Annotated in this window: 23 protein-coding genes and 1 rRNA gene (1 of these 24 running past the window's edge); 14 read left to right on the top strand and 10 right to left on the bottom strand. The window is 58.1% G+C overall.

All coding sequences use genetic code 11. The features are described from left to right. Positions 1-197: 197 nt before the first annotated feature. The 4 genes from ACA074_RS25260 (at position 198) to trpE (ending at position 4,469) form a co-directional block, all read left to right on the top strand. Positions 198-1,346 (top strand): iron-containing alcohol dehydrogenase, encoded by a 1,149-nt coding sequence (locus ACA074_RS25260; protein ID WP_497677984.1) that lies wholly within the window; start codon positions 198-200, stop codon positions 1,344-1,346. A gap of 80 nt (positions 1,347-1,426) precedes the next feature. Continuing rightward, positions 1,427-2,101 carry a ribulose-phosphate 3-epimerase gene (rpe, locus tag ACA074_RS25255; RefSeq protein ID WP_003228808.1) on the top strand — a complete coding sequence of 225 codons (675 nt, stop codon included), beginning with the start codon at positions 1,427-1,429 and terminating at the stop codon, positions 2,099-2,101. After that, positions 2,098-2,916: a phosphoglycolate phosphatase gene (locus tag ACA074_RS25250; RefSeq protein WP_489879406.1), complete on the top strand. Its 819-nt coding sequence runs from the start codon at positions 2,098-2,100 to the stop codon at positions 2,914-2,916. Before rpe ends, ACA074_RS25250 begins: the two co-directional genes overlap by 4 nt. Before the next feature lie 71 nt (positions 2,917-2,987). After that, positions 2,988-4,469: an anthranilate synthase component I gene (trpE, locus tag ACA074_RS25245; protein WP_401270068.1), complete on the top strand. Its 1,482-nt coding sequence runs from the start codon at positions 2,988-2,990 to the stop codon at positions 4,467-4,469. Between the two features lie 226 nt (positions 4,470-4,695). On the opposite strand, the gene estP is transcribed toward trpE, so the two are convergent. Continuing rightward, the gene (estP, locus tag ACA074_RS25240; protein ID WP_497677983.1) at positions 4,696-6,603 is read right to left on the bottom strand and encodes an esterase EstP; all 1,908 of its coding nucleotides are present in this window, start codon (positions 6,601-6,603) and stop codon (positions 4,696-4,698) included. 408 nt (positions 6,604-7,011) lie between these two features. Between estP and ACA074_RS25235 the strand changes: the two genes are divergently transcribed. From ACA074_RS25235 to ACA074_RS25220, 4 genes are all read left to right on the top strand, one after another. Next, positions 7,012-7,605, top strand: coding sequence for an aminodeoxychorismate/anthranilate synthase component II (locus tag ACA074_RS25235; RefSeq protein WP_497677982.1), 594 nt, complete (start codon positions 7,012-7,014; stop codon positions 7,603-7,605). A 9-nt stretch (positions 7,606-7,614) separates the two neighbouring features. After that, positions 7,615-8,664: an anthranilate phosphoribosyltransferase gene (trpD, locus tag ACA074_RS25230; RefSeq protein ID WP_187681122.1), complete on the top strand. Its 1,050-nt coding sequence runs from the start codon at positions 7,615-7,617 to the stop codon at positions 8,662-8,664. Next, positions 8,661-9,497 (top strand): indole-3-glycerol phosphate synthase TrpC, encoded by an 837-nt coding sequence (gene trpC / locus ACA074_RS25225; RefSeq protein WP_497658196.1) that lies wholly within the window; start codon positions 8,661-8,663, stop codon positions 9,495-9,497. The genes trpD and trpC overlap by 4 nt, the downstream gene beginning before the upstream one ends. Positions 9,498-9,594: 97 nt before the next feature. Next, positions 9,595-10,296 (top strand): lipoate--protein ligase family protein, encoded by a 702-nt coding sequence (locus ACA074_RS25220; RefSeq protein ID WP_497658195.1) that lies wholly within the window; start codon positions 9,595-9,597, stop codon positions 10,294-10,296. Between the two features lie 10 nt (positions 10,297-10,306). Here ACA074_RS25220 and crp read toward each other — a convergent pair whose 3' ends face one another. Then, positions 10,307-10,951 (bottom strand): cAMP-activated global transcriptional regulator CRP, encoded by a 645-nt coding sequence (crp, locus tag ACA074_RS25215; protein ID WP_123532372.1) that lies wholly within the window; start codon positions 10,949-10,951, stop codon positions 10,307-10,309. A 236-nt stretch (positions 10,952-11,187) separates the two neighbouring features. On the opposite strand from crp, the gene ACA074_RS25210 reads away from it, so the two are divergent. Beyond that, positions 11,188-11,610, top strand: coding sequence for an OsmC family protein (locus tag ACA074_RS25210; protein ID WP_007941657.1), 423 nt, complete (start codon positions 11,188-11,190; stop codon positions 11,608-11,610). A 238-nt stretch (positions 11,611-11,848) separates the two neighbouring features. Continuing rightward, on the top strand, positions 11,849-12,643 hold the full coding sequence (speD, locus tag ACA074_RS25205) for an adenosylmethionine decarboxylase (protein ID WP_497677981.1): 795 nt from the start codon (positions 11,849-11,851) through the stop codon (positions 12,641-12,643). Between the two features lie 117 nt (positions 12,644-12,760). Here the strand turns inward: speD and coq7 are convergent, their stop codons facing one another. The 6 genes from coq7 to hemJ form a co-directional block, all read right to left on the bottom strand. Continuing rightward, positions 12,761-13,408 (bottom strand): 2-polyprenyl-3-methyl-6-methoxy-1,4-benzoquinone monooxygenase, encoded by a 648-nt coding sequence (gene coq7 / locus ACA074_RS25200; RefSeq protein WP_123469224.1) that lies wholly within the window; start codon positions 13,406-13,408, stop codon positions 12,761-12,763. A gap of 105 nt (positions 13,409-13,513) precedes the next feature. After that, the gene (locus ACA074_RS25195) at positions 13,514-13,852 is read right to left on the bottom strand and encodes a histidine triad nucleotide-binding protein (protein ID WP_053124353.1); all 339 of its coding nucleotides are present in this window, start codon (positions 13,850-13,852) and stop codon (positions 13,514-13,516) included. A gap of 80 nt (positions 13,853-13,932) precedes the next feature. Beyond that, positions 13,933-14,721 (bottom strand): SDR family NAD(P)-dependent oxidoreductase, encoded by a 789-nt coding sequence (locus ACA074_RS25190; protein ID WP_034155108.1) that lies wholly within the window; start codon positions 14,719-14,721, stop codon positions 13,933-13,935. 61 nt (positions 14,722-14,782) lie between these two features. Next, positions 14,783-15,739, bottom strand: coding sequence for a DUF805 domain-containing protein (locus ACA074_RS25185; protein WP_187681132.1), 957 nt, complete (start codon positions 15,737-15,739; stop codon positions 14,783-14,785). Between the two features lie 76 nt (positions 15,740-15,815). Beyond that, positions 15,816-16,784, bottom strand: a complete 969-nt coding sequence (locus tag ACA074_RS25180) for an NAD(P)H-dependent flavin oxidoreductase (protein ID WP_489879408.1) — start codon at positions 16,782-16,784, stop codon at positions 15,816-15,818. A gap of 33 nt (positions 16,785-16,817) precedes the next feature. Further along, positions 16,818-17,246: a protoporphyrinogen oxidase HemJ gene (gene hemJ / locus ACA074_RS25175; protein ID WP_497677980.1), complete on the bottom strand. Its 429-nt coding sequence runs from the start codon at positions 17,244-17,246 to the stop codon at positions 16,818-16,820. 135 nt (positions 17,247-17,381) lie between these two features. Here hemJ and argC point away from each other — a divergent pair, with 135 nt between their 5' ends. Both argC and erpA read left to right on the top strand, forming a co-directional pair. After that, on the top strand, positions 17,382-18,419 hold the full coding sequence (gene argC, locus ACA074_RS25170) for an N-acetyl-gamma-glutamyl-phosphate reductase (protein WP_401270052.1): 1,038 nt from the start codon (positions 17,382-17,384) through the stop codon (positions 18,417-18,419). Positions 18,420-18,587: 168 nt separating this feature from the next. Further along, a complete protein-coding gene (gene erpA / locus ACA074_RS25165; RefSeq protein WP_003228776.1) occupies positions 18,588-18,938 on the top strand; it encodes an iron-sulfur cluster insertion protein ErpA in 351 nt (116 codons plus the stop codon). A 74-nt stretch (positions 18,939-19,012) separates the two neighbouring features. Here erpA and ACA074_RS25160 read toward each other — a convergent pair whose 3' ends face one another. After that, positions 19,013-20,104, bottom strand: a complete 1,092-nt coding sequence (locus ACA074_RS25160) for an anhydro-N-acetylmuramic acid kinase (RefSeq protein ID WP_497677979.1) — start codon at positions 20,102-20,104, stop codon at positions 19,013-19,015. A 3-nt stretch (positions 20,105-20,107) separates the two neighbouring features. Continuing rightward, a complete protein-coding gene (locus ACA074_RS25155; protein ID WP_187681131.1) occupies positions 20,108-21,532 on the bottom strand; it encodes a peptidoglycan DD-metalloendopeptidase family protein in 1,425 nt (474 codons plus the stop codon). 212 nt (positions 21,533-21,744) lie between these two features. Between ACA074_RS25155 and tyrS the strand changes: the two genes are divergently transcribed. Both tyrS and ACA074_RS25145 read left to right on the top strand, forming a co-directional pair. Next, positions 21,745-22,944, top strand: coding sequence for a tyrosine--tRNA ligase (gene tyrS / locus ACA074_RS25150; RefSeq protein ID WP_187681133.1), 1,200 nt, complete (start codon positions 21,745-21,747; stop codon positions 22,942-22,944). Positions 22,945-23,497: 553 nt separating this feature from the next. After that, positions 23,498-24,243, top strand: a 16S ribosomal RNA gene (locus ACA074_RS25145); it runs 791 nt beyond the window's last position.

Genomic DNA, 24,243 nt, shown 5'->3' with positions numbered 1-24,243 from the left:
TGAGTTCGACTCGGTCATTCAGGTCGATGTACTTCGAGAGTACAACTCGGTCAGTCCCCTCTCCCTCCGGGAGAGGGCTAGGGTGAGGGGCTGTTGATCTTGCCCTTGATGGGTCATTCACGACCTGAATAGCAGACAACCCCAAATCTCCAGCTAATCTTGTGCCCAGCTCCCACATCTATAAGAGGCTGCGCACGATGAGTCTTTCCCAGTTCAAAATCGCTCACAAATTGATTACCGGCGCGGGGGGCATCGAGCAACTGGCGGCCGAACTCACCCGTCTCGATATCGACAATCCGCTGATCGTCACCGACGCCGCGCTGGTCAAGTCCGGCACCGTGGAGCTGGCGCTGGTGCAATTGGGGGGGCGCGAGTACGAGATTTTCGACCGCGTGCTGCCGGATCCGGAAATCGCCATCGTCGAAGACTGCATGCGTGTCTATCGCGAGGGTGGGCATGACGGCTTGATCGGTCTCGGTGGCGGCAGTGCCATCGACATCGCCAAGAGTGTCGCGGCCTATGCCGGTTATCACGGCGCGCTGGAAGATCTGTTCGGCGTCGAACAGGTGCCACGCAAAGGCCCGCCGCTGATCGCCATCCCGACCACCGCCGGCACCGGTTCGGAAGTGACCAACGTCGCCATCCTTTCCGACAAGGTTGCGCAACTGAAGAAAGGCATCGTCAGCGACTATCTATTGCCGGACGTGGCGCTGGTCAGCCCGCAAATGACCCTGACCTGTCCGCGCAGTGTCACCGCGGCCAGTGGCGTTGATGCGCTGGTACACGCCATCGAATCCTATCTGTCGGTCAACGCTTCGCCGATCACTGACTCCCTGGCCATCGGCGCCATCAAGCTGATCGCCAACGCACTGCCCAAGGCCTACGCCAATGGCGCCAACCTGCAAGCCCGAGAAGACATGGCCACCGCCAGCCTGATGGCCGGCATGGCGTTCGGCAATGCCGGCGTCGGCGCGGTGCATGCGCTGGCCTATCCACTGGGCGGGCGTTTCAACATTGCCCATGGCGTCAGCAATGCCTTGCTGCTGCCGTATGTCATGACCTGGAACAAGATGGCCTGCGTCGAGCGGATGCAGGATATCGCTGAGGCCATGGGCGTGAAGACCGCTCATCTGAGTGCCAGCGAAGCGGCGGACAAAGCCGTGCAGGCCATGACCGACCTCTGTGTGGCGGTGGAAATCCCCGCCGGTCTGCGCAGTTTCGGTGTGCCGGAAGACGCAATCCCGGCCATGGCCGTAGAGGCCGCGGGAATCGAGCGCTTGATGCGCAATAACCCGCGCAAGCTCAGCGCCATCGATATCGAGAAGATCTACCGCGCGGCCTACTGATCATCGCGGTCACGGTGCGCGCGCGGAAACTTGAGGTATACAATGCGCGCCATCGTGATTTAGCTCAGAAAAGGTGCGTCATGCAGCCCTTCGTAATTGCTCCGTCGATTCTCTCCGCCGACTTCGCCCGCCTCGGCGAAGAAGTGGACAACGTCCTGGCCGCTGGCGCCGACTTCGTCCACTTCGATGTCATGGACAACCACTACGTGCCCAATCTGACCATCGGTCCGATGGTTTGCGCGGCATTGCGCAAGTACGGCATCACCGCGCCAATCGACGCGCACCTGATGGTCAGTCCGGTGGATCGCATTGTTGGCGACTTCATCGAAGCCGGCGCGACTTACATCACATTCCACCCGGAAGCCACGCTGCACGTCGATCGCTCGTTGCAACTGATCCGCGAGGGCGGCTGCAAATCCGGTCTGGTGTTCAACCCGGCGACCCCGCTGGACGTGCTCAAGTACGTGATCGACAAAGTCGACATGGTCTTGCTGATGAGCGTCAACCCAGGCTTCGGCGGACAGAAATTCATTCCCGGCACCCTCGACAAACTGCGCGAAGCGCGGGCAATCATTGATGCGTCGGGCCGTGACATTCGTCTGGAAATCGACGGCGGCGTCAACGTCAACAATATCCGTGAAATCGCTGCCGCTGGCGCTGACACCTTTGTTGCCGGCTCGGCGATCTTCAACGCGCCGAACTATCAGGAAGTCATCGACAAGATGCGTTCCGAACTGGCACTGGCACGCCCATGAGCGGTTTTGAGCAGCTGTTCCCGGGCAAACTGCCACGGTTGGTGATGTTCGATCTGGATGGCACGCTGATCGACTCGGTTCCCGACCTGGCGGCGGCGGTGGACAACATGCTGCTCAGCCTCGGCCGCCAGCCTGCGGGCATCGATTCGGTGCGCGAGTGGGTCGGCAACGGCGCGCCAGTGTTGGTGCGTCGTGCGCTGGCCGGCGGTATTGATCACTCGGCTGTCGACGACGTCGAGGCCGAACATGCGCTGGAAGTGTTCATGGAAGCCTATGGCGCCAGCCATGAGCTGACCGTGGTCTATCCCGGCGTGCGCGACACCCTGAAATGGCTGCACAAGCAGGGCGTGGCGATGGCACTGATCACCAACAAACCGGAGCGTTTTGTCGCGCCGCTGCTGGATCAGATGAAAATCGGCCGCTACTTCAAGTGGATCATTGGCGGCGACACCCTGCCGCAGAAGAAGCCTGATCCAGCAGCGCTGTTCTTCGTGATGAAAATGGCCAACATCCCGGCCTCGCAATCGCTGTTCGTCGGCGACTCGCGCAGCGATGTGCTGGCGGCGAAAGCGGCGGGGGTCAAATGCGTGGCGCTGAGTTATGGCTATAACCATGGCCGACCAATCGCCGAAGAATCCCCGGCGCTGGTGATTGACGATCTGCGCAAGCTAATTCCCGGTTGCCTGGATCTGGCCGGTGGGATAACGTTGCCCGACGCTGTTCAACCCCCTGCCGGAAACGCCATCGTGGTGGTCACTCGCAAACTCTGGATGAAAGTCATCAAGGCCCTGGCCCGCTGGCGTTGGCGCGCCTGACTTGTTCCTGGCCGGCCCGCCGGCACGTTTGCCTACCTGACTGATTAGCACCTCACACCACGAGGCACCTCATGATCCGCGAAGAATTCCTGCGCTTGGCCGCTGATGGCTACAACCGCATTCCGTTGGCCTGCGAAACCCTGGCCGACTTCGACACGCCGCTGTCGATCTACCTGAAACTGGCTGACCAGCCCAACTCCTACCTGCTCGAATCGGTGCAGGGTGGCGAGAAATGGGGCCGTTACTCGATCATCGGTCTGCCGTGCCGCACCGTGCTGCGGGTTCACGACCATCACGTCAGTATCACCGTCGATGGCGTCGAGACTGAAAGCCATGACGTCGAAGACCCGTTGGCCTTCGTCGAAACCTTCAAGGCTCGCTACAACGTGCCGACCATCGCCGGTCTGCCGCGTTTCAATGGCGGTCTGGTCGGTTACTTCGGTTACGACTGCGTGCGTTATGTGGAAAAGCGTCTGGGCAAATGCCCGAACCCTGATCCGCTGGGCGTGCCGGACATTCTGCTCATGGTTTCCGATGCGGTCGTGGTGTTCGACAACCTCGCCGGCAAGATGCACGCAATCGTACTGGCCGACCCTGCTCAGGCGGATGCCTACGAGCAAGGTCAGGCGCAATTGCAGGGCCTGCTGGAGAAACTGCGCCAACCGATCACCCCGCGTCGTGGCCTGGACTTCAGCAAGCAGCAATCGGCTGACCCGGTATTCCGCTCCAGTTTCACCCAGGACGATTACGAAAAAGCCGTCGACACCATCAAGGAATACATCCTTGCCGGTGACTGCATGCAGGTCGTGCCGTCGCAGCGCATGTCGATCGACTTCAAGGCTGCACCCATTGATCTCTATCGTGCACTGCGTTGCTTCAACCCGACGCCGTACATGTACTTCTTCAACTTCGGCGACTTCCACGTCGTCGGCAGTTCGCCGGAAGTGCTGGTGCGGGTAGAAGACAATCTGATCACCGTGCGCCCGATTGCCGGGACGCGACCGCGTGGTGCGACCGAAGAGGCGGATCTGGCGCTGGAAGAAGATCTGCTGTCGGACGACAAAGAGATCGCCGAGCACTTGATGCTGATCGACCTCGGTCGTAACGATACTGGTCGCGTTTCGGAAATCGGTTCGGTGAAGCTCACCGAGAAGATGGTCATCGAGCGTTATTCCAACGTGATGCACATCGTGTCCAATGTCACCGGCCAGTTGAAAGCCGGGCTGACGGCGATGGACGCGCTGCGGGCAATTCTGCCGGCGGGCACCTTGTCGGGCGCACCGAAGATTCGCGCGATGGAAATCATCGACGAACTGGAACCGGTCAAGCGTGGTGTGTATGGCGGCGCGGTCGGTTACTTCGCGTGGAACGGCAACATGGACACCGCAATTGCCATCCGTACCGCAGTGATCAAGAACGGCGAACTTCATGTGCAGGCCGGTGGCGGCATCGTTGCCGACTCGGTGCCGGCGCTGGAATGGGAAGAAACCCTGAACAAGCGTCGGGCGATGTTCCGCGCTGTGGCCCTGGCCGAGCAAACCCCAGAAGCCTGAATCCGCGTAAAACCTGTGGGAGCGATCCTCTGTGGTGAGGGGATTTATCCCCGATGGGGCGCGGAGCGGCCCTGAAACCTGCAACAGAGATTTTTCAGGTATACCGTGAACAACGGTTTGCGACTGCTGCGCAGCCGATCGGGGATAAATCCCCTCGCCACAGAGGAATATGAATACGCATAAAAAAGCGGCGCCTGAGAGGGCGCCGCTTTTTTGTGCCTGCGCTTCAGAAGTCCAGCACGACGCCGACGTTAACCCCTTGCTGGGTAAAGTCATCATCCTTGCGGAATGTGTACCCACCACGCAGCGCCAGATCCGCCGTGAGTTTGTGGCTGACGCCCAGGCTCAAGCGGTTCAAATGACTCTGCGGCGTATAGCCCTCAAGTGTGAAGTCGTTGGCCGGCAGGGTGTTGAGCGCGATGTTGACCTTCTGCACATCATCTTCGTACTCACGCTCGTGGGCGTACTCGCCGAACACCTGAGTTTGCGGAGTGAAGTTGTACTTGCCCTGAATACCCACGCCCAAACGTTTCGAATCGCGCGCCTGATCATCGAAAGTCAGTGCGGTGGCGCGGTTGCTCTTCTCCGAGTAGCCGTCGACGTCGACACTGGCGTAGTCGGCGCTGACGAATGGCGACAGATGCCATTCACTGCCCGGCTGGGCGATGTCGTAGCCGACGCGGGTACTGAATGCCCACAGATGGCCGTCGGTATCACCTTTCTCCGCCCCCTCGCTGACACCCAGATCGAACTTGCGCTTGAGGTTGTCGTAGTCGAGCTTGCCACCAGTCAGCGCGGCATCAGCCCACCAGCGATTTTGCTGGAACTGGGCAAACGCTGTAGCCAGATAGCTGTTGAGTTTGTAGTCCGAATCGTTATGACCGGCCTCCAGATTCTGCCGGTAAAAACCCGCTGCCACGCCAACGCGCAAAGCCTCATTGAGGCGATAGCTGCCACCCACGTTGAGGTTGTAACCGCTGCCGTCGGCGCTGGCGCCGCTGCTTTGGCTGTCGACGTCCAGGTGCTGGCCGCCGGCGGAAACAATGGCGCGCCATTGGCCGACTGCCTGCCAGTTTTCCCAGTCCGCCTGCCATTGGCTGCGCAGTTCATCCTGATGCGCGCGCACGGTGGCGTGGGCCATTTCCGGGAGCAGCGTCAATTCCCACGGCGCGGCCAGCAGGGAATAGGCGTAATCGGAAATCAGTTTCTGCCCGGCTTCAGTCGGATGCACGCCGTCGTTATAGATCAGCTTGCTCGGATCCGGTGTCCCACTGTTGATGCCGTAACGGGCGTTTTCCGTGCAACTGCTGCCGCTGAAGCAGGTTGCGGTCAGGTTTTGGTCTGTGGCGAGGCCGAAACGTCCTGGATCGGCAAACACTTCGGACAGAAGCACCGGAATGTTCAACGGAATGATTTCGGCGTTGATGCCTTGCAGGCGGGTGGTCAACTGGCTGTTGAACTGGCTGGCGAGCGTACTGCTGAACGCCTGCAACGGCGTGCCGTTGATGGCCGGGGTCAAACCGACGTCAGGCAGCAACCAGACCATCACGTATTTGGCACCGGCGGTTTGCAGGGTTTGCACGCTATCGGCCAGTCGATCTGCCGCCGCATTGGCTTGGGGCAGGCTGAGAATACGACCTTGCAGGAAGTCGTTACCGCCGCCGGAGATGTAATACAGCGCATTCGGATCGGCACGGAAACCGTTTGACGGCAGGTAGCCGGCGCGGGTGCGTTCACCGGTGGCTGATTGCGTGGTGATCGAATCGAGGATCTGATCCGTGCGGTAGCCGCCGACCGCCCAGTTATTACCGTCGGGCTGGCCATTGTCGGCGCGCACTGCCGAACTGGAAGAGGCCGTCTGATCCGCCGTAAAGCCGAGGCGTCCGCCCAGCAGTTGGGTGGAGTTCAGCGAATACAGCTCACCGCTGCCATCCAGATAAACCGGGCCGGTACGGTTGGTATAGCGTTCAGTAGAACCCGCCGGGCCGCCGCTATCGGCGAAGGTCCCGGCGTCGTTGAGGCTGTCGCCGAAGACAATGAAATTCGAATAAGGATTGGGCGCCGCATTCGCCTGGGCACAGGCCAGTGCGAGCAAGCAGCCGGCCAGCGGTACAAACAACGTCTGTTTGATCATGAGCAAGTCCGTTTTATTTATTGTTGTAGGTGAACGAAACGACAGTACCAAAAACTTCCGGCCTAGTGCCATCGGTCGCGAACCCTCCCTTGGATTTCTCCCCCGAAGGGCCCGCCATATTGCACGCTCTGCCCAGCTAAGTTACTGTGCCGGAACGTATGAACGAGACCTTCCCCGTGTTGATCACCAGCAAACTTCTGGATCAAGTCATCAAGGCACACGCCCGTTGGCGTTGGCGCGCCTGAATCTTTTCTGCCGGCCCGGCCGGATCTGTATCGCTTTGCCTTCCTTGCCCGTTTGAAATGCCGCTTTGCCGACGCCACTTGCGTGTCCGACATCGTGCAGCGCCCTGCGGGCAAGTCATCTGAAGGCTGTCTTCAAGTCAGAATTCAAGAGGTTCGAAACGCCATGTTGCTGATGATCGACAACTACGACTCCTTTACTTACAACGTTGTGCAATACCTCGGCGAGCTGGGTGCCGAGGTCAAAGTCGTGCGCAACGATGAATTGACCATTGCTGAAATCGAAACGCTCAAGCCCGAGCGTATCGTCGTGTCCCCTGGCCCTTGCACGCCGACCGAAGCCGGCATCTCTATCGACGCCATCAAGCACTTCGCCGGCAAACTGCCGATCCTCGGCGTCTGCCTCGGCCACCAGTCCATCGGCCAAGCCTTTGGTGGTGATGTGGTGCGTGCCCGCCAAGTGATGCACGGTAAGACTAGTCCGGTATTCCACGAGGACAAGGGCGTTTTCCAAGGCCTGAATCATCCACTGACCGTCACCCGCTACCACTCGTTGATCGTCAAGCACGAGACGTTGCCCGATTGCCTGGAACTGACCGCGTGGACGCAACACGATGATGGTTCGGTCGACGAAATCATGGGCCTGCGTCACAAGACCCTGAACATTGAGGGCGTACAGTTCCACCCCGAGTCGATCCTGACCGAACAGGGCCATGAACTGTTTGCCAACTTCCTCAAACAAACCGGCGGCACGCGCTAAGGACTTCCCATGAATATCAAGACAGCCCTGGGCCGTATCGTCGATCACCTCGACCTCAGCACCGATGAAATGCGCGATGTGATGCGCGAAATCATGACCGGCCAGTGCACCGAGGCACAGATCGGCGCGTTCATGATGGCCATGCGCATGAAGAGCGAGAGCATCGACGAAATCGTCGGCGCGGTATCGGTGATGCGTGAGCTGGCCGATCAGGTCGAACTCAAGACCCTCGACGGTGTGGTCGATGTGGTTGGCACCGGCGGTGACGGTGCGAATATTTTCAACGTATCCACCGCTTCTTCTTTTGTCGTTGCGGCAGCAGGTTGCACCGTGGCCAAGCACGGCAACCGCGCGGTCTCGGGCAAGAGTGGCAGTGCCGACTTGCTGGAAGCCGCCGGCATCTACCTCAACCTGACGCCGGTGCAGGTCGCCCGTTGCATCGACAACGTCGGCATCGGTTTCATGTTCGCCCAGACACACCACAAAGCCATGAAGTACGCCGCCGGCCCGCGCCGCGATCTCGGCCTGCGTACGCTGTTCAACATGCTCGGCCCGCTTACGAATCCGGCCGGTGTTAAACATCAGGTGGTGGGTGTGTTCAATCAGGCGTTGTGCCGGCCGTTGGCTGAAGTCTTGCAGCGTCTGGGTAGCAAGCATGTGCTGGTGGTGCATTCGAAGGACGGTCTGGACGAATTCAGTCTGGCGGCGCCGACTTTTGTTGCCGAGCTGAAGAACAACGAGATCACCGAGTATTGGGTCGAGCCGGAAGATCTAGGCATGAAGAGCCAGAGCCTGCACGGCCTGTCGGTCGACGGCCCGGAAGCTTCGTTGGCGTTGATTCGCGATGCGCTGGGCAAGCGCAAGACTGAAAACGGCCAGAAAGCCGCTGAAATGATTGTGCTCAACGCCGGTGCAGCGCTGTACGCCGCCGACGTAGCCAGCAGTTTGAAACAGGGCGTGGAGCTTGCGCACGACGCCCTGCACACCGGCCTCGCTCGGGAAAAACTCGAGGAGCTGGGTGCCTTTACCGCGGTATTCAAAGTGGAGAATGAGGGATGAGTGTACCGACGGTTCTGGAAAACATTCTGGCGCGCAAAGTTCAGGAAGTCGCCGAGCGTAGCGCTCGTGTCAGCCTGAGCGAGCTGGAAAGTCTGGCCAAGGCGGCCGATGCACCCCGTGGTTTCGCCCGGGCTTTGCTGGCGCAGGCCAAGAAAAAACAACCGGCGGTGATTGCCGAAATCAAAAAGGCTTCGCCAAGCAAAGGCGTGATCCGCGAGAACTTTGTTCCCGCCGACATCGCCAAAAGCTACGAGAAGGGCGGGGCGACCTGTCTCTCGGTGCTGACTGATATCGATTACTTCCAGGGCGCCGATGCCTACCTGCAGCAGGCCCGTGCCGCGTGCAAGCTGCCGGTGATCCGCAAGGACTTCATGATCGATCCATACCAGATCGTCGAAGCCCGTGCGCTGGGCGCCGACTGTGTGTTGTTGATCGTCTCCGCGCTGGACGACGTGAAAATGGCCGAGTTGGCTTCCGTGGCAAAAGGCGTTGGTCTCGATGTGCTGGTGGAAGTGCACGACGGCGATGAGCTGGAGCGCGCGTTGAAAACCCTCGACACGCCACTGGTCGGGGTCAACAACCGTAACCTGCATACCTTCGACGTCAGCCTGGAAACCACCCTCGATCTACTGCCGCGTATTCCGCGTGATCGTCTGGTAATCACTGAGAGCGGCATCCTCAACCGTGCCGATGTCGAGCTGATGGAGATCAGCGACGTGTATGCGTTCCTGGTCGGTGAGGCGTTCATGCGCGCCGAAAGCCCGGGTACTGAGCTGCAACGATTGTTCTTCCCGGAGCGCGGTGTTTCGGTGAGTGGTTCGACCCTCGACTGATCACTCCTTCACAGGCACCCGCGCCCCCAGTGGGAGCGGGCTGCCCGCGAAGAGGCCAGCCAGTTCCCTAAAGATTCCAGATCTGCCGGAGTCCGCTATGCCGCTGCCAACCTCCCTGACCATCGAAGCCGGCCTGCAAGCCGAACAGGACTTGCTGGCCTCGATCTGTGCCGGCGACGCCGAATTCGGCCTTCTATTCTGGCAGCCCAGCGACCGCGCTCTGGTCATGCCTCGCCGCTTGAACCGCCTACCCGGATTCGAACACGCCTGCGAAGTCTCCGCCGCCGCCGGCTGGCCGGTGCTGCTACGCGAAACCGGCGGCGAACCGGTCCCGCAATCGGCCGCGACCATCAATATCGCACTGGTTTACGCACCGCCTCGCAGCGAAGGCGATCTCAACCGCATCGAAACCGGCTACCGCCGTCTGTGCGATCCGATCTGCCAATTGCTGGATGAGTTGGGCGGCACTTCGTCATTGGGAGAAATCGAGGGCGCGTTTTGCGACGGTCGCTTCAACGTCAACCTCGACGGCCGCAAAATGGTCGGCACCGCCCAGCGCTGGCGCCAGAGTCAGGGCGGACAGCGTCCGGTGGGTTTGGTACACGGTGCGATGCTGATGGATAACGAGCGGGATTCGATGGTGGCAGCGGTCAATCGCTTCAACGAAGCCTGTGGTCTGGAGCAGCGGGTACGCGCGCAAAGCCACATTGCCCTGCATGAAAAATTCAACGCGCCACAGGCCTTGGCGCGTCTCGATGAGTTGTTTCGTTTAATGCTGGCGCAGATGTACAGCGTTTAAGCGTTCGCGTTTAACGTGTACCGAAGACCACCATGGTCTTGCCCTTCACATTGACCAGGTTGCGTTCCTCAAGATCCTTGAGAACGCGACCGACCATCTCCCGCGAACACCCGACAATCCGCCCGATTTCCTGACGGGTCACCTTGATCTGCATGCCGTCGGGGTGGGTCATCGCGTCCGGCTGTTTGCACAGTTCCAGCAGGCAACGAGCCACGCGACCGGTAACGTCGAAGAACGCCAGATCGCCGACCTTGCGCGTGGTATTGCGCAGGCGTTGTGCGATTTGTCCGCTGAGCACGTAAAGAATGTCCGGATCCTGCTGCGATAATTCGCGGAATTTCGCGTAGCTGATTTCCGCAGTCTCACACTCGACCTTGGCCCGCACCCAGGCGCTGCGCTGCTGCTCCTGACCAGCCTGCTCGAACAGTCCCAGTTCACCAAAGAAATCCCCGGCGTTGAGATACGCGATGATCATCTCGCGGCCGTCGTCATCCTCGATCAGGATCGTTACCGAGCCCTTGATGATGAAGTACAGCGTGTCCGAACGATCGCCAGCGCAAATGATGTTGCTCTTGGCCGCATGGCGGCGACGTTGGCAATGCATCAACAGCTTGTCGAGGTTCTTGATTTTGGGTGTGGGGGTAATAGCAACCATGGTTGTATCCCGAAAAGACTGCACGGTGATGTTTGATTTTTTTATGAGGCGCTGAAGGCGGTCGCTACACAGCTGGCATGGGGCGCCAGCGAATTGGCGCCAGCTTACCAGACACTTCGTCGAAAATTCGAGAAATTACCTACGCAGTTGGAGCATCCGTCCTAGGAACAGTCGCGCGGTCAGAGCAAAACCCTGTGCTAAGCTGGCGACCCTTTTTTTACAGTGGAGTCTGGGCGATGAAGGCACGCATCCAATGGGCTGGCGAAGCCATGTTCCTCGGCGAATCCGGCAGTGGCCATGTCGTGGTCATGGACGGTCCGCCGGACGCCGGTGGTCGTAATCTGGGTGTTCGCCCGATGGAAATGCTCCTGCTGGGCGTCGGCGGTTGCAGCAACTTCGACGTGGTCAGCATTCTGAAGAAATCGCGCCAGGCTGTTGAAAGCTGTGAAGCCTTCCTCGAAGCCGAGCGCGCAACCGAAGATCCAAAAGTGTTTACCAAGATCCACATGCATTTCGTGGTCAAGGGCCGTGGCCTGAAAGAAGCCCAGGTCAAGCGCGCCATCGAACTGTCCGCCGAGAAGTATTGCTCGGCCTCGATCATGCTCGGTGCGGCTGGCGTGGCGATCACCCACGATTACGAAATCATCGAACTCGGTTGAACCGACATTCAACTATCATAAAAGCAGTGCAGACTCTGGGGATCCCCCTCCTGACGTCTGCATAATGCGCGACTTTTTTCAGGGCGGTGATCGGTCAACCGACGTGTCATCCGCCTGAACAGATAACCAAAATCGCCATCGCGAAGAGGTGTTGACCGTCCTACGCAGGTGCGTTGTTCGCACTTGACGGGCATGCTTGATCACGCGGCCGGGCCGCATACACAGAGAGTTTTCAACGGTGAAAAGCAAACTCAAGCTCCACGGGTTCAATAACCTGACAAAGACCTTGAGCTTCAACATCTATGACATCTGCTACGCGGAAACCCCGCAAGACCAGCAGGCTTACGTCGAGTACATCAATCAAGAGTACAACGCGAAACGCCTGACGCAGATTCTCACCGAAGTTGTCGAAATCATTGGTGCCAACATCCTGAACATTGCCAGTCAGGACTATGAACCTCAGGGCGCCAGTGTCACGATTCTGATTTCTGAAGAGCCGGTAATCCCGACTGAAAGCCAGATTGAAGAGTCCCCGGGCCCGTTGCCTGAAATCATCCTGGCTCACCTCGACAAGAGCCACATCACGGTGCACACCTATCCGGAAATCCACCCGGACGACGGCATTGCCACCTTCCGTGTGGACATCGATGTGTCGACGTGTGGTGTCATTTCACCGCTTAAAGCGCTCAATTTCCTCATTCACCAGTTCGATTCGGACATTGTGACTGTGGATTACCGTGTGCGTGGTTTCACCCGTGATGTTGAAGGCAACAAACACTTCATCGACCACGAGATCAATTCGATTCAGAACTACCTGTCCGAAGACACCCGCGACGCGTACCAGATGACCGACGTGAACGTGTACCAGGAAAATCTGTTCCACACCAAAATGCTGCTGAAGGACTTCGAACTGGACAACTACCTGTTCGGCGACGCCACCAGCAGCCTGTCTCCTGGGCAGCGCGCTCAAGTGACTGAGCGTGTGAAACACGAAATGCTCGAAATTTTCTACGCGCGGAACATGCCGACGTAAGAAATCCAAGCGCAAAAAAGGCGACTACTTAGTGGTAGTCGCCTTTTTTATCGCGCAAACACATAACCCTGTAGGAGTGAGCCTACTAGCGGTGAGGCCCTTAAAGCCTCTAAAGCTTCAGATCCGATAAGTACTCTTGGTCATAACCTTCGCCAACAGACTCATCCCGAACTTCACCGGCGCCGGAAAACGGAAGCCGCCAGCATCCAGCGCGCTCTCCGCATGATGCTCCTCATCAATACGCATCTGCTCCAGAATCGCCCGGGACTTCTCGTCCTCGGCCGGAAGTTGTTCCAGATGCTCGTTCAAGTGTTTGCACACCTGATGCTCGGTCGCTGCGACAAACCCGAGGCTGACCTTGTCGCTGATCAGCCCGGCCACCGCGCCAATCCCGAACGACATGCCGTAGAACAGCGGATTGAGAACGCTGGTATGGCTGCCCAACTGGTGAAGGCGTTGTTCGCACCAGACCAGATGATCGATCTCTTCTTCGGCTGCGTGCTCCATGGCTTCGCGCACCTGCGGCAGCTTGGCGGTCAGGGCCTGCCCTTGATACAGCGCCTGGGCGCAGACTTCGCCGGTATGGTTGATACGCATCAGGCCGGCGACGTGGCGAGTGTCTTCGTCGCTCATCTGCGTGTCTGGCTGCAGAATCGCTGGCGACGGACGGTATGGCTGGCCGCTGAAGGGCAGCAAGGTACGCATCGCGGCATCGGCTTGCAGCAGAAGACGGTCAATCGGCGAGTAGTGACGTTGGGTAGTCATGCTGACCTCCGGGAAGAATCTCGGCGGCCAGTTTAACCGAATCGGCCGGGGAGCGTTTGCGCTGGGTCATGTGGGAGCAGGGCGCTCCCACAGATTTGCCGTGGATCAGCCCGGCGGCCAGTTCATCTGGCGCTGACCGAGTACGTGCATATGAATGTGGTAGACGGTCTGCCCACCTTTCTCATTGCAGTTCATCACCACCCGGAAGCCGTCTTCGCAGCCCAGCTCCAGCGCCAGACGCTGGGCTGTGAAAAGAATGTGCCCGGCCAATGCCTTGTCGTCTTCGGTCAGGTCATTGAGGGTGCGCACCGGTTTTTTCGGGATCACCAGAAAGTGCACTGGCGCCTGAGGTGCGATGTCGTGGAACGCCAGAACCTGGTCGTCCTCGTAGATGATCTTGGCCGGGATTTCCCGGTTGATGATCTTGGTGAACAGAGTATCCACTGCTGTTTTCTCCGTGGTGTGGGCTGGTCTGAGTGTACTCATGGGGAAAGAACCCGCCCAGTGTTTTGCCGTAGGACAGTTCAGCGCGGGCAGTAAGCCTTGTTGACCATGCCGACGATGGTGCGGTTGAGCCAGCGCGAACCCAGTCGCGGCAGAAACGCGAACCAGCGGTTGCGTCGTCCCGGAATAATGATTGCGCGGTTCTTGTCGAGCGCACGCACGGTGTACAGCGCGACCTCTTCGGGGCTCATCAGCAACTTGCTGTCTTTGAGTTTGTCGCTGTTCAACTGCGCGGTGCGGAAAAACGCCGTGCGGGTCGGGCCGGGGCAGAGCACTGAAACCTTCACCGCGCTCTGTTTGAGTTCAACTCGCAGTGCTTCGGAGAAGTGCAGCACATAGGCCTTGCTGGCGTAATAGGTGCTCATCCACGGGCCGGGGTTGAACGCCGCTACCGAGGCAACGTTGAGAATCTGCCCACCGCCTTGCAGCGCCATGCTGTTGCCGATCGCATGGCACAAACGGGTGAGGGCGAGGATGTTCACCTCGATCAAGTCCTGCTCGGTCATCCAGTCCTGAGCCAGGAATGGACCACAGGTGCCAATGCCGGCGCAGTTCACCAACAGATCGATCTGCCGGTCACCTTCTTCCAGTTCCAGCAAAAAGCCGGACAGGCGCAACGGCTCACCGAGGTCGCAGGCGCGAAACAGCACCTCGACGCCGAAGCGCTGGGTCAACTCGATCGCAATACTTTCCAGCTGATCACGCTGTCGTGCCACCAGAATCAGGCTGCGGCCGCGCCGGGCCAGCGCTTCGGCCATGGCCAGGCCGATACCGCTGGAGGCGCCAGTGATCAGAGCGTAACGGGTCATGCATTTCTCCATCGCAACAGCTCCGCGCCAGCGACGCAGGTGTCACGGCGGGGAGCGCTGTTCATTCTTTCGCAGAGTCTACAGGGGCCTGCGCCGCTTCGGCTGCATCGTCGGCGGAATTCGCTGCCGGTTCGACCTCGACGTCGATTTCATCGGTAGTTACCGAGCCGCTGTCGTAGCTGCTTTCGAGGCTGGTTTCGTATTCCTGCTGAATGGCGGAGATCCCGCCGAGCATTCCACCTACGAAAAACAGCCCGATGAATACGATCCACAGAGAGCACAGCACCTTGACTGCTGTGCTGTTGGGCGGAGGTGGTGGCCCGTAGCGGTTGGCACCGGTATTGCCCGGCACAATCATGATCACAAAAGGAAAGATGCTGCCCACCAACGGGACAAGATTCAGCAGCCAGAGCCAGCCGGACCAGCCGATATCGTGCAGGCGTTGAACGGTGAACAAAATGCTGATGATGATGAGCGCCAAACCCAGAATGGCCGCGATGAGGCCGCCGATGATCAGGCCGCTGGTGGAGTCGGAACTGACAAGGCCGACGGCGATCAGCGCAAAAATGCTGAGAATTGGCAGGCTTACCAGCGTCACGACCATCGTCCAGGCCAGAAAGCGCAGACGTCCGATCCGGCCTTCGACGCTTAACGGTTTGAGCACGGCGAATGCCGGAAGGTTTTCACCAACACTGGCGCGGGGTGGCGCATAAGGTGAGTTCGGTTCCGCGTAGGCGGGAGCGGGGGAGTGCTCGTGGACGTCCGACAGATTCAGCTCGATGGCCGTGTCAGATTCGATCCGTGCGTCAATCCCGGTTTTGCTCAATGCCTGCAGATAAGTCTGCGCATCGCTGTGCGACAGATCACGCTTAAGCGCCACGGTACTGCCATTGAACAGTCGCTCGATGGCTGCAACATCGCTTTTGAACAAATCCGCCAGATTGAGCTTGGCAGTGGTGATATCGACACCGGGCTGTAGAGCACCGTCGAAAACGATCTTGTAACGGGGTTCGCTCATGGCCGAGGCATCCTTGTCGCGAAGAGAATGAAAGGTCGTTAGTGTAAGGCCAGTCCATGAGCGACTGGCTTGATTTTTACCTTGGCCAGCGTTTCGGCAGCTGTGCTGCGCGTTCCTGTGCCTGACGATATTCAGCATCGAGTCGAGCGATCAACTGATCCACGCCTGGCAGATCGTCGATCTGCCCCACGCCTTGCCCGGCTGACCACACGGTCTTCCAGGCTTTGGCTTCATCGCTGATCGGTTTGAGCTTGTCGCCAAAATTCACTTCGCCTTTACCTTGTAGCGCTGCCATGTCGAAACCGGCCGCCTCCAGGCTTTGCCGCATGAAACTGGCCGGCACTCCCGACACCGCTGGAGTATGGATGATGTCGGCCGCTTTGGCTGTCAGCAGCATCTCCTTGTAGGCGTCAGGTGCATGACTTTCGGTGGTGCCGATAAAGCGCGTACCGAAGTAGGCCAAATCCGCGCCGAGCATCTGTGCGGCGAGAATCTCATGGCCGTGGTTAAGACATCCTGCAAGCAGCAGGGTTTTGTCGAAGAACTCGCGAATCTCGGCGATCAGCGCAAACGGACTCCAGGTGCCGGCATGGCCACCGGCCCCGGCCGCGACCGCAATCAGACCGTCGACACCAGCCTCGGCGGCCTTCTCGGCATGCCGACGGGTGGTGACATCGTGGAAGACCAGGCCGCCATAACTGTGCACTGCATCGACCAGTTCCTTCACCGCGCCAAGGCTGGTGATAACGATCGGCACCTTGTGCTCCACGCAAATGGCCAGATCCGCCTGCAAGCGTGGATTACTGTTGTGCACGATGAGGTTCACCGCGTACGGCGCGGGGTTGTCCAGCGCCGCGAGGCCCGCTTCGATCTGTTCCAGCCAAGCCTTGAACCCGCTGCTTTCGCGCTGGTTCAGCGCGGGAAAACTGCCGACCACGCCATTGCGGCAGCAGGCCAGCACCAGTTCAGGGTTGGAAATCAGGAACATCGGCGCCGCCACCACAGGCAGGCGCAGACGTTGTTCGAGCAAAGCGGGCAGCGACATTGGAAGTACCCCGAAGTGATTGACTTATTAAAGTTAGAACGGCTTGACCACGACCAGAATCACGATAGCCAGCAATATCAGAACCGGCACTTCATTGAACCAGCGATAAAAGACATGGCTGCGGGTGTTCTCGCCACGGACGAAGCGTTTTACCTGCGCGCCGCACATATGGTGGTAACCGATCAGCAAGACGACCAGGGTCAGTTTGGCGTGAATCCAGCCGCCCATGCTGAAGATGCCCGGGTTGAGATAGATCAGCCAGCCGCCGAAGATCAGCGTGGCGATCATTGCCGGGCCCATGATGCCGCGATACAGCTTGCGCTCCATGACGCTGAAGCGTTCTTTGCTGACCGTGTCTTCACTTTGCGCGTGATAAACGAACAGTCGCGGCAGGTAAAACAGGCCGGCAAACCAGCAAACGACGCTGACGATGTGAAACGCTTTGATCCACAGATAGAGCATTTTTAGTTATTCCCTTATTCACGGTAAGCCGGATAGTAGAGGCTTGAGCGTCCGCGCGTCACCTTGACGGTTGTCGCAGGGCCGCGTGGCCCCTATTATCGACGGCTTTCCAGTGGGTTCGTTGAGGGCAGGTTTATGGTCAAGGTCGGTATCGTCGGCGGCACGGGTTACACCGGTGTCGAACTGCTGCGTCTGTTGGCACAGCATCCGCAGGCAGAAGTGGTGGTGATCACTTCCCGATCCGAGGCCGGTCTGGCCGTGGCTGACATGTACCCCAACCTGCGCGGCCACTACGACGGCCTGGCCTTCAGCGTGCCGGACATCAAGACCTTGGGCGCCTGTGACGTAGTGTTCTTCGCCACACCGCACGGTGTCGCTCACGCTTTGGCAGGTGAACTGCTGGCGGCGGGCACCAAGGTTATCGATCTGTCGGCGGACTTCCGTCTGCAAGACGCCGAGGAGTGGGCCAAATGGTACGGTCAGCCGCACGGTGCGCCGGAGCTGCTGGACGAAGCGGTTTACGGTTTGCCGGAAGTCAATCGTGAGCAGATCAAAAAGGCTCGCCTGATCGCGGTGCCAGGTTGCTATCCGACCGCTACTCAGTTGGGTTTCTTGCCGCTGCTTGAAGCGGGTCTGGCTGATGCTTCGCGTCTGATCGCCGACTGCAAATCCGGTGTCAGCGGTGCCGGTCGCGGTGCGGCTGTAGGCTCCCTGTACTCGGAGACGTCGGAAAGCATGAAGGCTTACGCGGTGAAAGGTCACCGTCACCTGCCGGAAATTCGCCAGGGGCTGCGTCGCGCAGCGGGCGGCAAGGATGTCGGTCTGACATTCGTCCCGCATCTGACGCCGATGATCCGTGGCATTCACTCCACGCTTTACGCGACCGTGGTTGATCGCTCGGTGGATCTGCAGGCGCTGTTTGAAAAGCGTTATGCCAACGAACCGTTCGTCGATGTAATGCCAGCCGGCAGCCATCCGGAAACCCGCAGCGTGCGTGGCGCCAACGTTTGCCGCATTGCGGTTCACCGTCCGCAGGATGGCGATCTGGTGGTGGTGTTGTCGGTGATCGACAATCTGGTCAAAGGCGCGTCGGGTCAGGCTGTGCAGAACATGAACATCCTGTTTGGTCTGGATGAGCGCTTGGGTCTGTCCCATGCCGGCATGCTGCCGTAACACTTAATCCGACACAGCAAAAAGGCCCGTCAAACGGGCCTTTTTGCATGCTGAACAGCTGGTCGGGTTTATTGATATACCGTAACAATAGTTGACCGATTTTCTCGGACAAGCGGATAATGCGCGTCATCACGCATTATGGCGGCGTAACGCCGGGAGATAGTCAGCATGAGCGTCGAATCCTTCACCCCCACGGCTTTGCAATTCACCCAAGGTGCTGCGCACAAGGTGAAGAGCCTGGTCGATGAAGAGGGGAATGATCGCTTGAAGCTGCGCGTATTCGTTACGGGCGGCGGTTGTTCAGGGTTTCAGTACGGTTTCACCTTCGATGAAGATGTGGCTGAGGATGACACCATCGTCGAGCGCGAAGGCGTGAGCCTGGTGGTTGATCCGATGAGTTTCCAGTACCTGGCCGGTGCAGAAGTGGACTACCAGGAAGGTCTGGAAGGTTCGCGCTTCGTGATCAAGAACCCGAACGCCACCACGACTTGTGGTTGCGGCTCTTCGTTCTCGATCTGATCGCACTTCGCTGCACACAATAAAACGCCGCAGAGCCTTGGGTTCTGCGGCGTTTTTTGTTGTCAGCGTTTTGTTTAGTTGGGGTAGATGGCGCCCAGTACGCGCAGCCCTTTGGCGCCAGTAACACTTGGCCGGTTGGCGGCGATACCTTCGAGGCAGCAATGGGCCAGCCAGGCGAACGCCATGGCTTCAACCCAGTCCGGATCAACACCGTGGGTGGCGGTGCTGGCGACTTTTGCGTTCGGCAGCAGATCAGCCAATCGCTTCATCAATGTGGCGTTGTGCGCGCCACCGCCACAGACCAGCAGCTCTTGAGTATCCGTTTGAGCGCTTTGCAGCGACTCGACAACGGTCAACGCTGTCAGCTCGAGCAGCGTGGCCTGTACGTTTTCAGCAGGGAAGGCTGGCAGACGTGAGAGGTGCTGCTCCAGCCAAGGCAGGTTGAACACTTCTCGGCCGGTACTTTTCGGGCCCTTGGTCATGAAGAACGGATCACTGAGCAATGCTTTCAGCAGCGTTGGTTCAACGGTGCCGGTAGCGGCCCACTGGCCATTGCGATCGTAGTTTTCACCGCGTTGCTGGTGAATCCAGGCATCCATCAGCACATTCCCTGGACCGCAGTCGAAACCGGCTACAGCCTTGGTCGGCTCTATCAGACTGAGATTGCTGAAGCCGCCGACATTCAGGACAGCCTGGTTACCGGTACGCTCTTCGAACAAAGCTTCATGGAAGACGGGCACCAGAGGGGCACCTTGACCACCGGCAGCGACATCGCGACTGCGGAAGTCGCTGACAACGGTGATGCTTGTCAGCTCGGTCAGCAGGGCAGGGTTGCCGATCTGTATGGTGAAACCTCGAGCCGGTTCATGGCGAATAGTCTGGCCGTGGCTGCCAATCGCGCGAATCGCCTCCGGTTTGAGCTGTTGCTGGTCGAGGAGGGTGTGAATGCCCTGTGCGGCAAGCTTCACCCAGTTCTGCTGGGCAATCGCCGAGCGGGCGATCTCGTCAGGGCCGCTGGCGCACAAGCCAAGCAGCTCGGCGCGCAGGGATTCAGGCATGGGAATGTAGTGCGTGGCGATCAGGTTGATCGCCGAGGTCTGTTCGATCAGGGCAATGTCCAGGCCGTCGAGGCTGGTTCCGGACATCACACCGATATAAAGGGCCATGGCTTAACGCTTGCTCGAAGCCAGCATGGTGGCCTTCTCTTGATCCATACGCGCCATCAACGGCTGGCTCTGAGCCATGAAGCGGGCACGTTCTGCTTTTGCAATCGGATCGGCCATTGGCAACTTCTGGCCCAGTGGATCGACATGAACGCCGTTGACCTGGAACTCATAGTGCAAGTGCGGTCCGGTGGACAGCCCTGTCGTGCCAATGAAACCGATTACTTGGCCTTGCTTGACCGTGCCGCCGGTTTTCACGCCTTTGGCGAAGCCTTGCATGTGGCCGTATAGCGTGCGGTAGGTGTTGCCGTGCTGGATGATCACAGTGTTGCCGTAACCGCCACGACGGCCGGCCAGCAGCACTTTGCCGTCACCGGCAGCCTTGATTGGCGTGCCGCGTGGCGCAGCGTAATCAACGCCTTTGTGCGCGCGTATCTTGTTGAGGATAGGGTGTTTGCGGCCCATGGAGAACTTCGAGCTGATGCGGGCAAAGTCCACCGGCGTTCGGATGAACGCCTTGCGCATGCTATTGCCGTCGGCGGTGTAATAGCTGCTGTTGCCTTGCTTGTTGGTGTAACGCACGGCGGTGTAGGTCTTGCCGCGGTTGGTGAAGCGGGCGGACAGGATCGGGCCATTGCCAACAGCTTTACCGTTGACCACTTTCTGTTCGTAGATCACATCGAATTCGTCACCCTGGCGGATGTCTTGTGCGAAGTCGACGTCATATCCGAATACGCTGGCCATATCCATGGTCAGGCTGTGAGAGAGGCCTGCACGCGCAGCGGACTGTGACAACGAGCTGTTGATCACTCCGTGAACGTAAGCGGTACGAACGGTAGGTTTTGCGGTTACACGATTGAAGGCGTAACCCTTGTCATTCTTGGTCAGCGTGATGGTTTCAAGATCGCTGACCTTGCTGTGCAGGCTGGTGAGCTGGCCTTCCGGGTTCAGTTCAAATTCGAGCTTCTGGCCGCGTTTGAGCTGGCTGAACTGTTTGGCTTGCTTGTCGCTGGCCAGTATTTCATGCACGGCTGTGGCTGGAAGGCCGACTTTTTCGAACAGTGTCGAAAGCGTATCGCCCTTGGAAACGACGACTTCCCGGTGACCTGGCGCTTTCGGTTTTTCCGCGAGAGGTTCGGGCGCAGGTTTGGCTTCCGCGGTTTGCGGAGCGTTTTCTTCTGTGTTTTCGATTTGTGCAAACGGTGAGGCTACTGGCTCATTTGTGGCTTGAGCGGCGTCAGCAGCGTCTTGATCTTGTGTCAGTTGTTCAGCAGGACTTTCCAGTTCAAGGCTCAGGGTCGTCTTTTTGGCTTCAACATCACTGGAAGGAAATACCAGGAGCGCCAGGCTGAGAAGGGCGGCGATACCACTTGCGGCGAGCAGGTGGGTCTTCGGGTAAAGCGGTGGCGCTTTAGACGGTTCAGTGGTCATAAGTAGTTTTGACTTTGAATAGTGATGAATTGGAAAAGATGAATGACATGATGAAGATGAAATAACTGTATAAAATATAACCAAATCATCTCTTAAGCAAGTCTACAGACATCACGTCTGTGGATTGGTGTCCGTGCGCCGGGCAAAACTTGTAATTGGTGCGCGATCTTGTATGGTTGGTTCCCTTTGAATCTGAGCCTTGCGGGTCTGTTATGAAGTCGGTTGAAGAGCAGCTAGCGCTGATTAAACGTGGTGCGGAAGAACTGTTGGTTGAGTCCGAGCTGATCGAGAAGCTCAAGCGTGGCCAACCGCTGCGTATCAAGGCTGGTTTCGATCCAACCGCTCCGGATCTGCACTTGGGCCACACCGTGCTTATTAATAAGCTGCGCCAGTTCCAGGATCTGGGGCATCAGGTGATCTTCCTTATAGGTGATTTCACCGGGATGATCGGTGATCCGAGCGGCAAAAGCGCAACTCGTCCTCCGCTGACGCGCGAGCAGGTTCTGGAAAACGCTGAAACCTACAAGACTCAGGTTTTCAAGATTCTTGATCCGGCGAAAACCGAAGTTGCTTTCAACTCCACCTGGATGGATCAGATGGGGCCGGCGGACTTCATTCGTCTGACTTCGCAATACACCGTCGCTCGTATGCTTGAGCGTGATGACTTCGACAAGCGCTACACCACCAATCAGCCGATCGCTATTCACGAGTTCCTCTATCCGCTGGTTCAGGGTTATGACTCGGTCGCTCTGCGTGCGGACGTCGAGTTGGGTGGTACCGATCAGAAGTTCAACTTGCTGATGGGGCGCGAGCTGCAACGTGGTTATGGTCAAGAGGCTCAGTGCATTCTGACCATGCCGCTGCTCGAGGGGCTGGATGGCGTCAAGAAGATGTCCAAATCGCTGGGCAACTATGTCGGCATTCAGGAAGCTCCGGGTGTCATGTACAGCAAGTTGGTTTCGATTCCGGATGCGTTGATGTGGCGCTACTTTGAATTGCTCAGCTTCCGCTCCATGGATGAGATCAATGCGTTCCGCGCCGATGTGGAGGCAGGTGCTAATCCGCGTGACATCAAGATCAAGCTGGCGGAAGAGATCGTTGCGCGCTTCCATGGTGAGGAGGCTGCGGCTAATGCTCATCGTGCAGCGGGTAACCGTATGAAGGATGGTGAGCTGCCGGATGATCTGCCGGAAATCGAATTGGCTTCTGCTGAGGATATGCCGATTGCTGCCGTCCTTAATAAAGCAGGGCTGGTGAAGAACTCTGCGGCGGCGCGCGATCTGCTCGCTTCCGGTGGTGTGCGTATAGATGGTGAGGTCGTTGATCGTTCCTTTATATACGTAGTGGGTGCGACCCACGTTTGCCAGGCTGGCAAGAAGGCGTTTGCGCGAATTACGCTGAAATCTGAATAAAGTTGAGATTGGGGGTTGACGGCGAATTCTAGGAGTCTATAATTCGCCCCACTTCCGGCGCAGTCGAAACGGAAAACTCCTTGAGATTCAATGAGTTATACGGTTTTCGGCAGTGGGTTGCTTCAGTTCATCGAAGCCTGGAAGGAGTTGAAAGAGCGGTGATGTTTGGCTCTTTTAACGGTTCGATCTTCTCGGTCGAAAGCGGAGAAAAAGAGGTGTTGACAACAGCGAGTAACGCTGTAGAATTCGCCTCCCGCTAACGAGAGATCGGAAGCGCAAGTGGTTGAAGTTGTTGAAGAATTCTTCGAAAACTTCTGAAAATAATCACTTGACAGCAAATGAGGCTGCTGTAGAATGCGCGCCTCGGTTGAGACGAAAGATCTTAGCCAACCGCTCTTTAACAACTGAATCAAGCAATTCGTGTGGGTGCTTGTGGAGTCAGACTGATAGTCAACAAGATTATCAGCATCACAAGTTACTCCGCGAGAAATCAAAGATGTAACCAACGATTGCTGAGCCAAGTTTAGGGTTTCTTAAAAACCCAAAGATGTTTGAACTGAAGAGTTTGATCATGGCTCAGATTGAACGCTGGCGGCAGGCCTAACACATGCAAGTCGAGCGGATGAGAGGAGCTTGCTCCTGGATTCAGCGGCGGACGGGTGAGTAATGCCTAGGAATCTGCCTGGTAGTGGGGGACAACGTTTCGAAAGGAGCGCTAATACCGCATACGTCCTACGGGAGAAAGCAGGGGACCTTCGGGCCTTGCGCTATCAGATGAGCCTAGGTCGGATTAGCTAGTTGGTGAGGTAATGGCTCACCAAGGCGACGATCCGTAACTGGTCTGAGAGGATGATCAGTCACACTGGAACTGAGACACGGTCCAGACTCCTACGGGAGGCAGCAGTGGGGAATATTGGACAATGGGCGAAAGCCTGATCCAGCCATGCCGCGTGTGTGAAGAAGGTCTTCGGATTGTAAAGCACTTTAAGTTGGGAGGAAGGGCATTAACCTAATACGTTAGTGTTTTGACGTTACCGACAGAATAAGCACCGGCTAACTCTGTGCCAGCAGCCGCGGTAATACAGAGGGTGCAAGCGTTAATCGGAATTACTGGGCGTAAAGCGCGCGTAGGTGGTTTGTTAAGTTGGATGTGAAATCCCCGGGCTCAACCTGGGAACTGCATTCAAAACTGACAAGCTAGAGTATGGTAGAGGGTGGTGGAATTTCCTGTGTAGCGGTGAAATGCGTAGATATAGGAAGGAACACCAGTGGCGAAGGCGACCACCTGGACTGATACTG

Source organism: Pseudomonas sp. LBUM1655 (assembly GCF_059716085.1).
Note: the sequence above shows the minus strand (reverse complement) of the source record. Positions and strands in the feature narration are given on the sequence as shown.

What these genes read in the sequence shown, in the direction of transcription:
- ACA074_RS25260 (WP_497677984.1), top strand. Translation starts at nt 198, where the DNA reads ATGAGTCTTTCCCAGTTCAAAATCGCTCACAAATTGATTACCGGCGCG.
- ACA074_RS25155 (WP_187681131.1), bottom strand. Translation starts at nt 21,532, where the DNA reads ATGACCACTGAACCGTCTAAAGCGCCACCGCTTTACCCGAAGACCCAC.
- ACA074_RS25220 (WP_497658195.1), top strand. Translation starts at nt 9,595, where the DNA reads ATGCCGCTGCCAACCTCCCTGACCATCGAAGCCGGCCTGCAAGCCGAA.
- coq7 (WP_123469224.1), bottom strand. Translation starts at nt 13,408, where the DNA reads ATGACTACCCAACGTCACTACTCGCCGATTGACCGTCTTCTGCTGCAA.
- ACA074_RS25250 (WP_489879406.1), top strand. Translation starts at nt 2,098, where the DNA reads ATGAGCGGTTTTGAGCAGCTGTTCCCGGGCAAACTGCCACGGTTGGTG.
- hemJ (WP_497677980.1), bottom strand. Translation starts at nt 17,246, where the DNA reads ATGCTCTATCTGTGGATCAAAGCGTTTCACATCGTCAGCGTCGTTTGC.
- crp (WP_123532372.1), bottom strand. Translation starts at nt 10,951, where the DNA reads ATGGTTGCTATTACCCCCACACCCAAAATCAAGAACCTCGACAAGCTG.
- argC (WP_401270052.1), top strand. Translation starts at nt 17,382, where the DNA reads ATGGTCAAGGTCGGTATCGTCGGCGGCACGGGTTACACCGGTGTCGAA.
- trpE (WP_401270068.1), top strand. Translation starts at nt 2,988, where the DNA reads ATGATCCGCGAAGAATTCCTGCGCTTGGCCGCTGATGGCTACAACCGC.
- ACA074_RS25160 (WP_497677979.1), bottom strand. Translation starts at nt 20,104, where the DNA reads ATGGCCCTTTATATCGGTGTGATGTCCGGAACCAGCCTCGACGGCCTG.
- erpA (WP_003228776.1), top strand. Translation starts at nt 18,588, where the DNA reads ATGAGCGTCGAATCCTTCACCCCCACGGCTTTGCAATTCACCCAAGGT.
- ACA074_RS25185 (WP_187681132.1), bottom strand. Translation starts at nt 15,739, where the DNA reads ATGAGCGAACCCCGTTACAAGATCGTTTTCGACGGTGCTCTACAGCCC.
- ACA074_RS25190 (WP_034155108.1), bottom strand. Translation starts at nt 14,721, where the DNA reads ATGACCCGTTACGCTCTGATCACTGGCGCCTCCAGCGGTATCGGCCTG.
- trpC (WP_497658196.1), top strand. Translation starts at nt 8,661, where the DNA reads ATGAGTGTACCGACGGTTCTGGAAAACATTCTGGCGCGCAAAGTTCAG.
- rpe (WP_003228808.1), top strand. Translation starts at nt 1,427, where the DNA reads ATGCAGCCCTTCGTAATTGCTCCGTCGATTCTCTCCGCCGACTTCGCC.
- ACA074_RS25210 (WP_007941657.1), top strand. Translation starts at nt 11,188, where the DNA reads ATGAAGGCACGCATCCAATGGGCTGGCGAAGCCATGTTCCTCGGCGAA.
- trpD (WP_187681122.1), top strand. Translation starts at nt 7,615, where the DNA reads ATGAATATCAAGACAGCCCTGGGCCGTATCGTCGATCACCTCGACCTC.
- tyrS (WP_187681133.1), top strand. Translation starts at nt 21,745, where the DNA reads ATGAAGTCGGTTGAAGAGCAGCTAGCGCTGATTAAACGTGGTGCGGAA.
- ACA074_RS25235 (WP_497677982.1), top strand. Translation starts at nt 7,012, where the DNA reads ATGTTGCTGATGATCGACAACTACGACTCCTTTACTTACAACGTTGTG.
- ACA074_RS25180 (WP_489879408.1), bottom strand. Translation starts at nt 16,784, where the DNA reads ATGTCGCTGCCCGCTTTGCTCGAACAACGTCTGCGCCTGCCTGTGGTG.
- estP (WP_497677983.1), bottom strand. Translation starts at nt 6,603, where the DNA reads ATGATCAAACAGACGTTGTTTGTACCGCTGGCCGGCTGCTTGCTCGCA.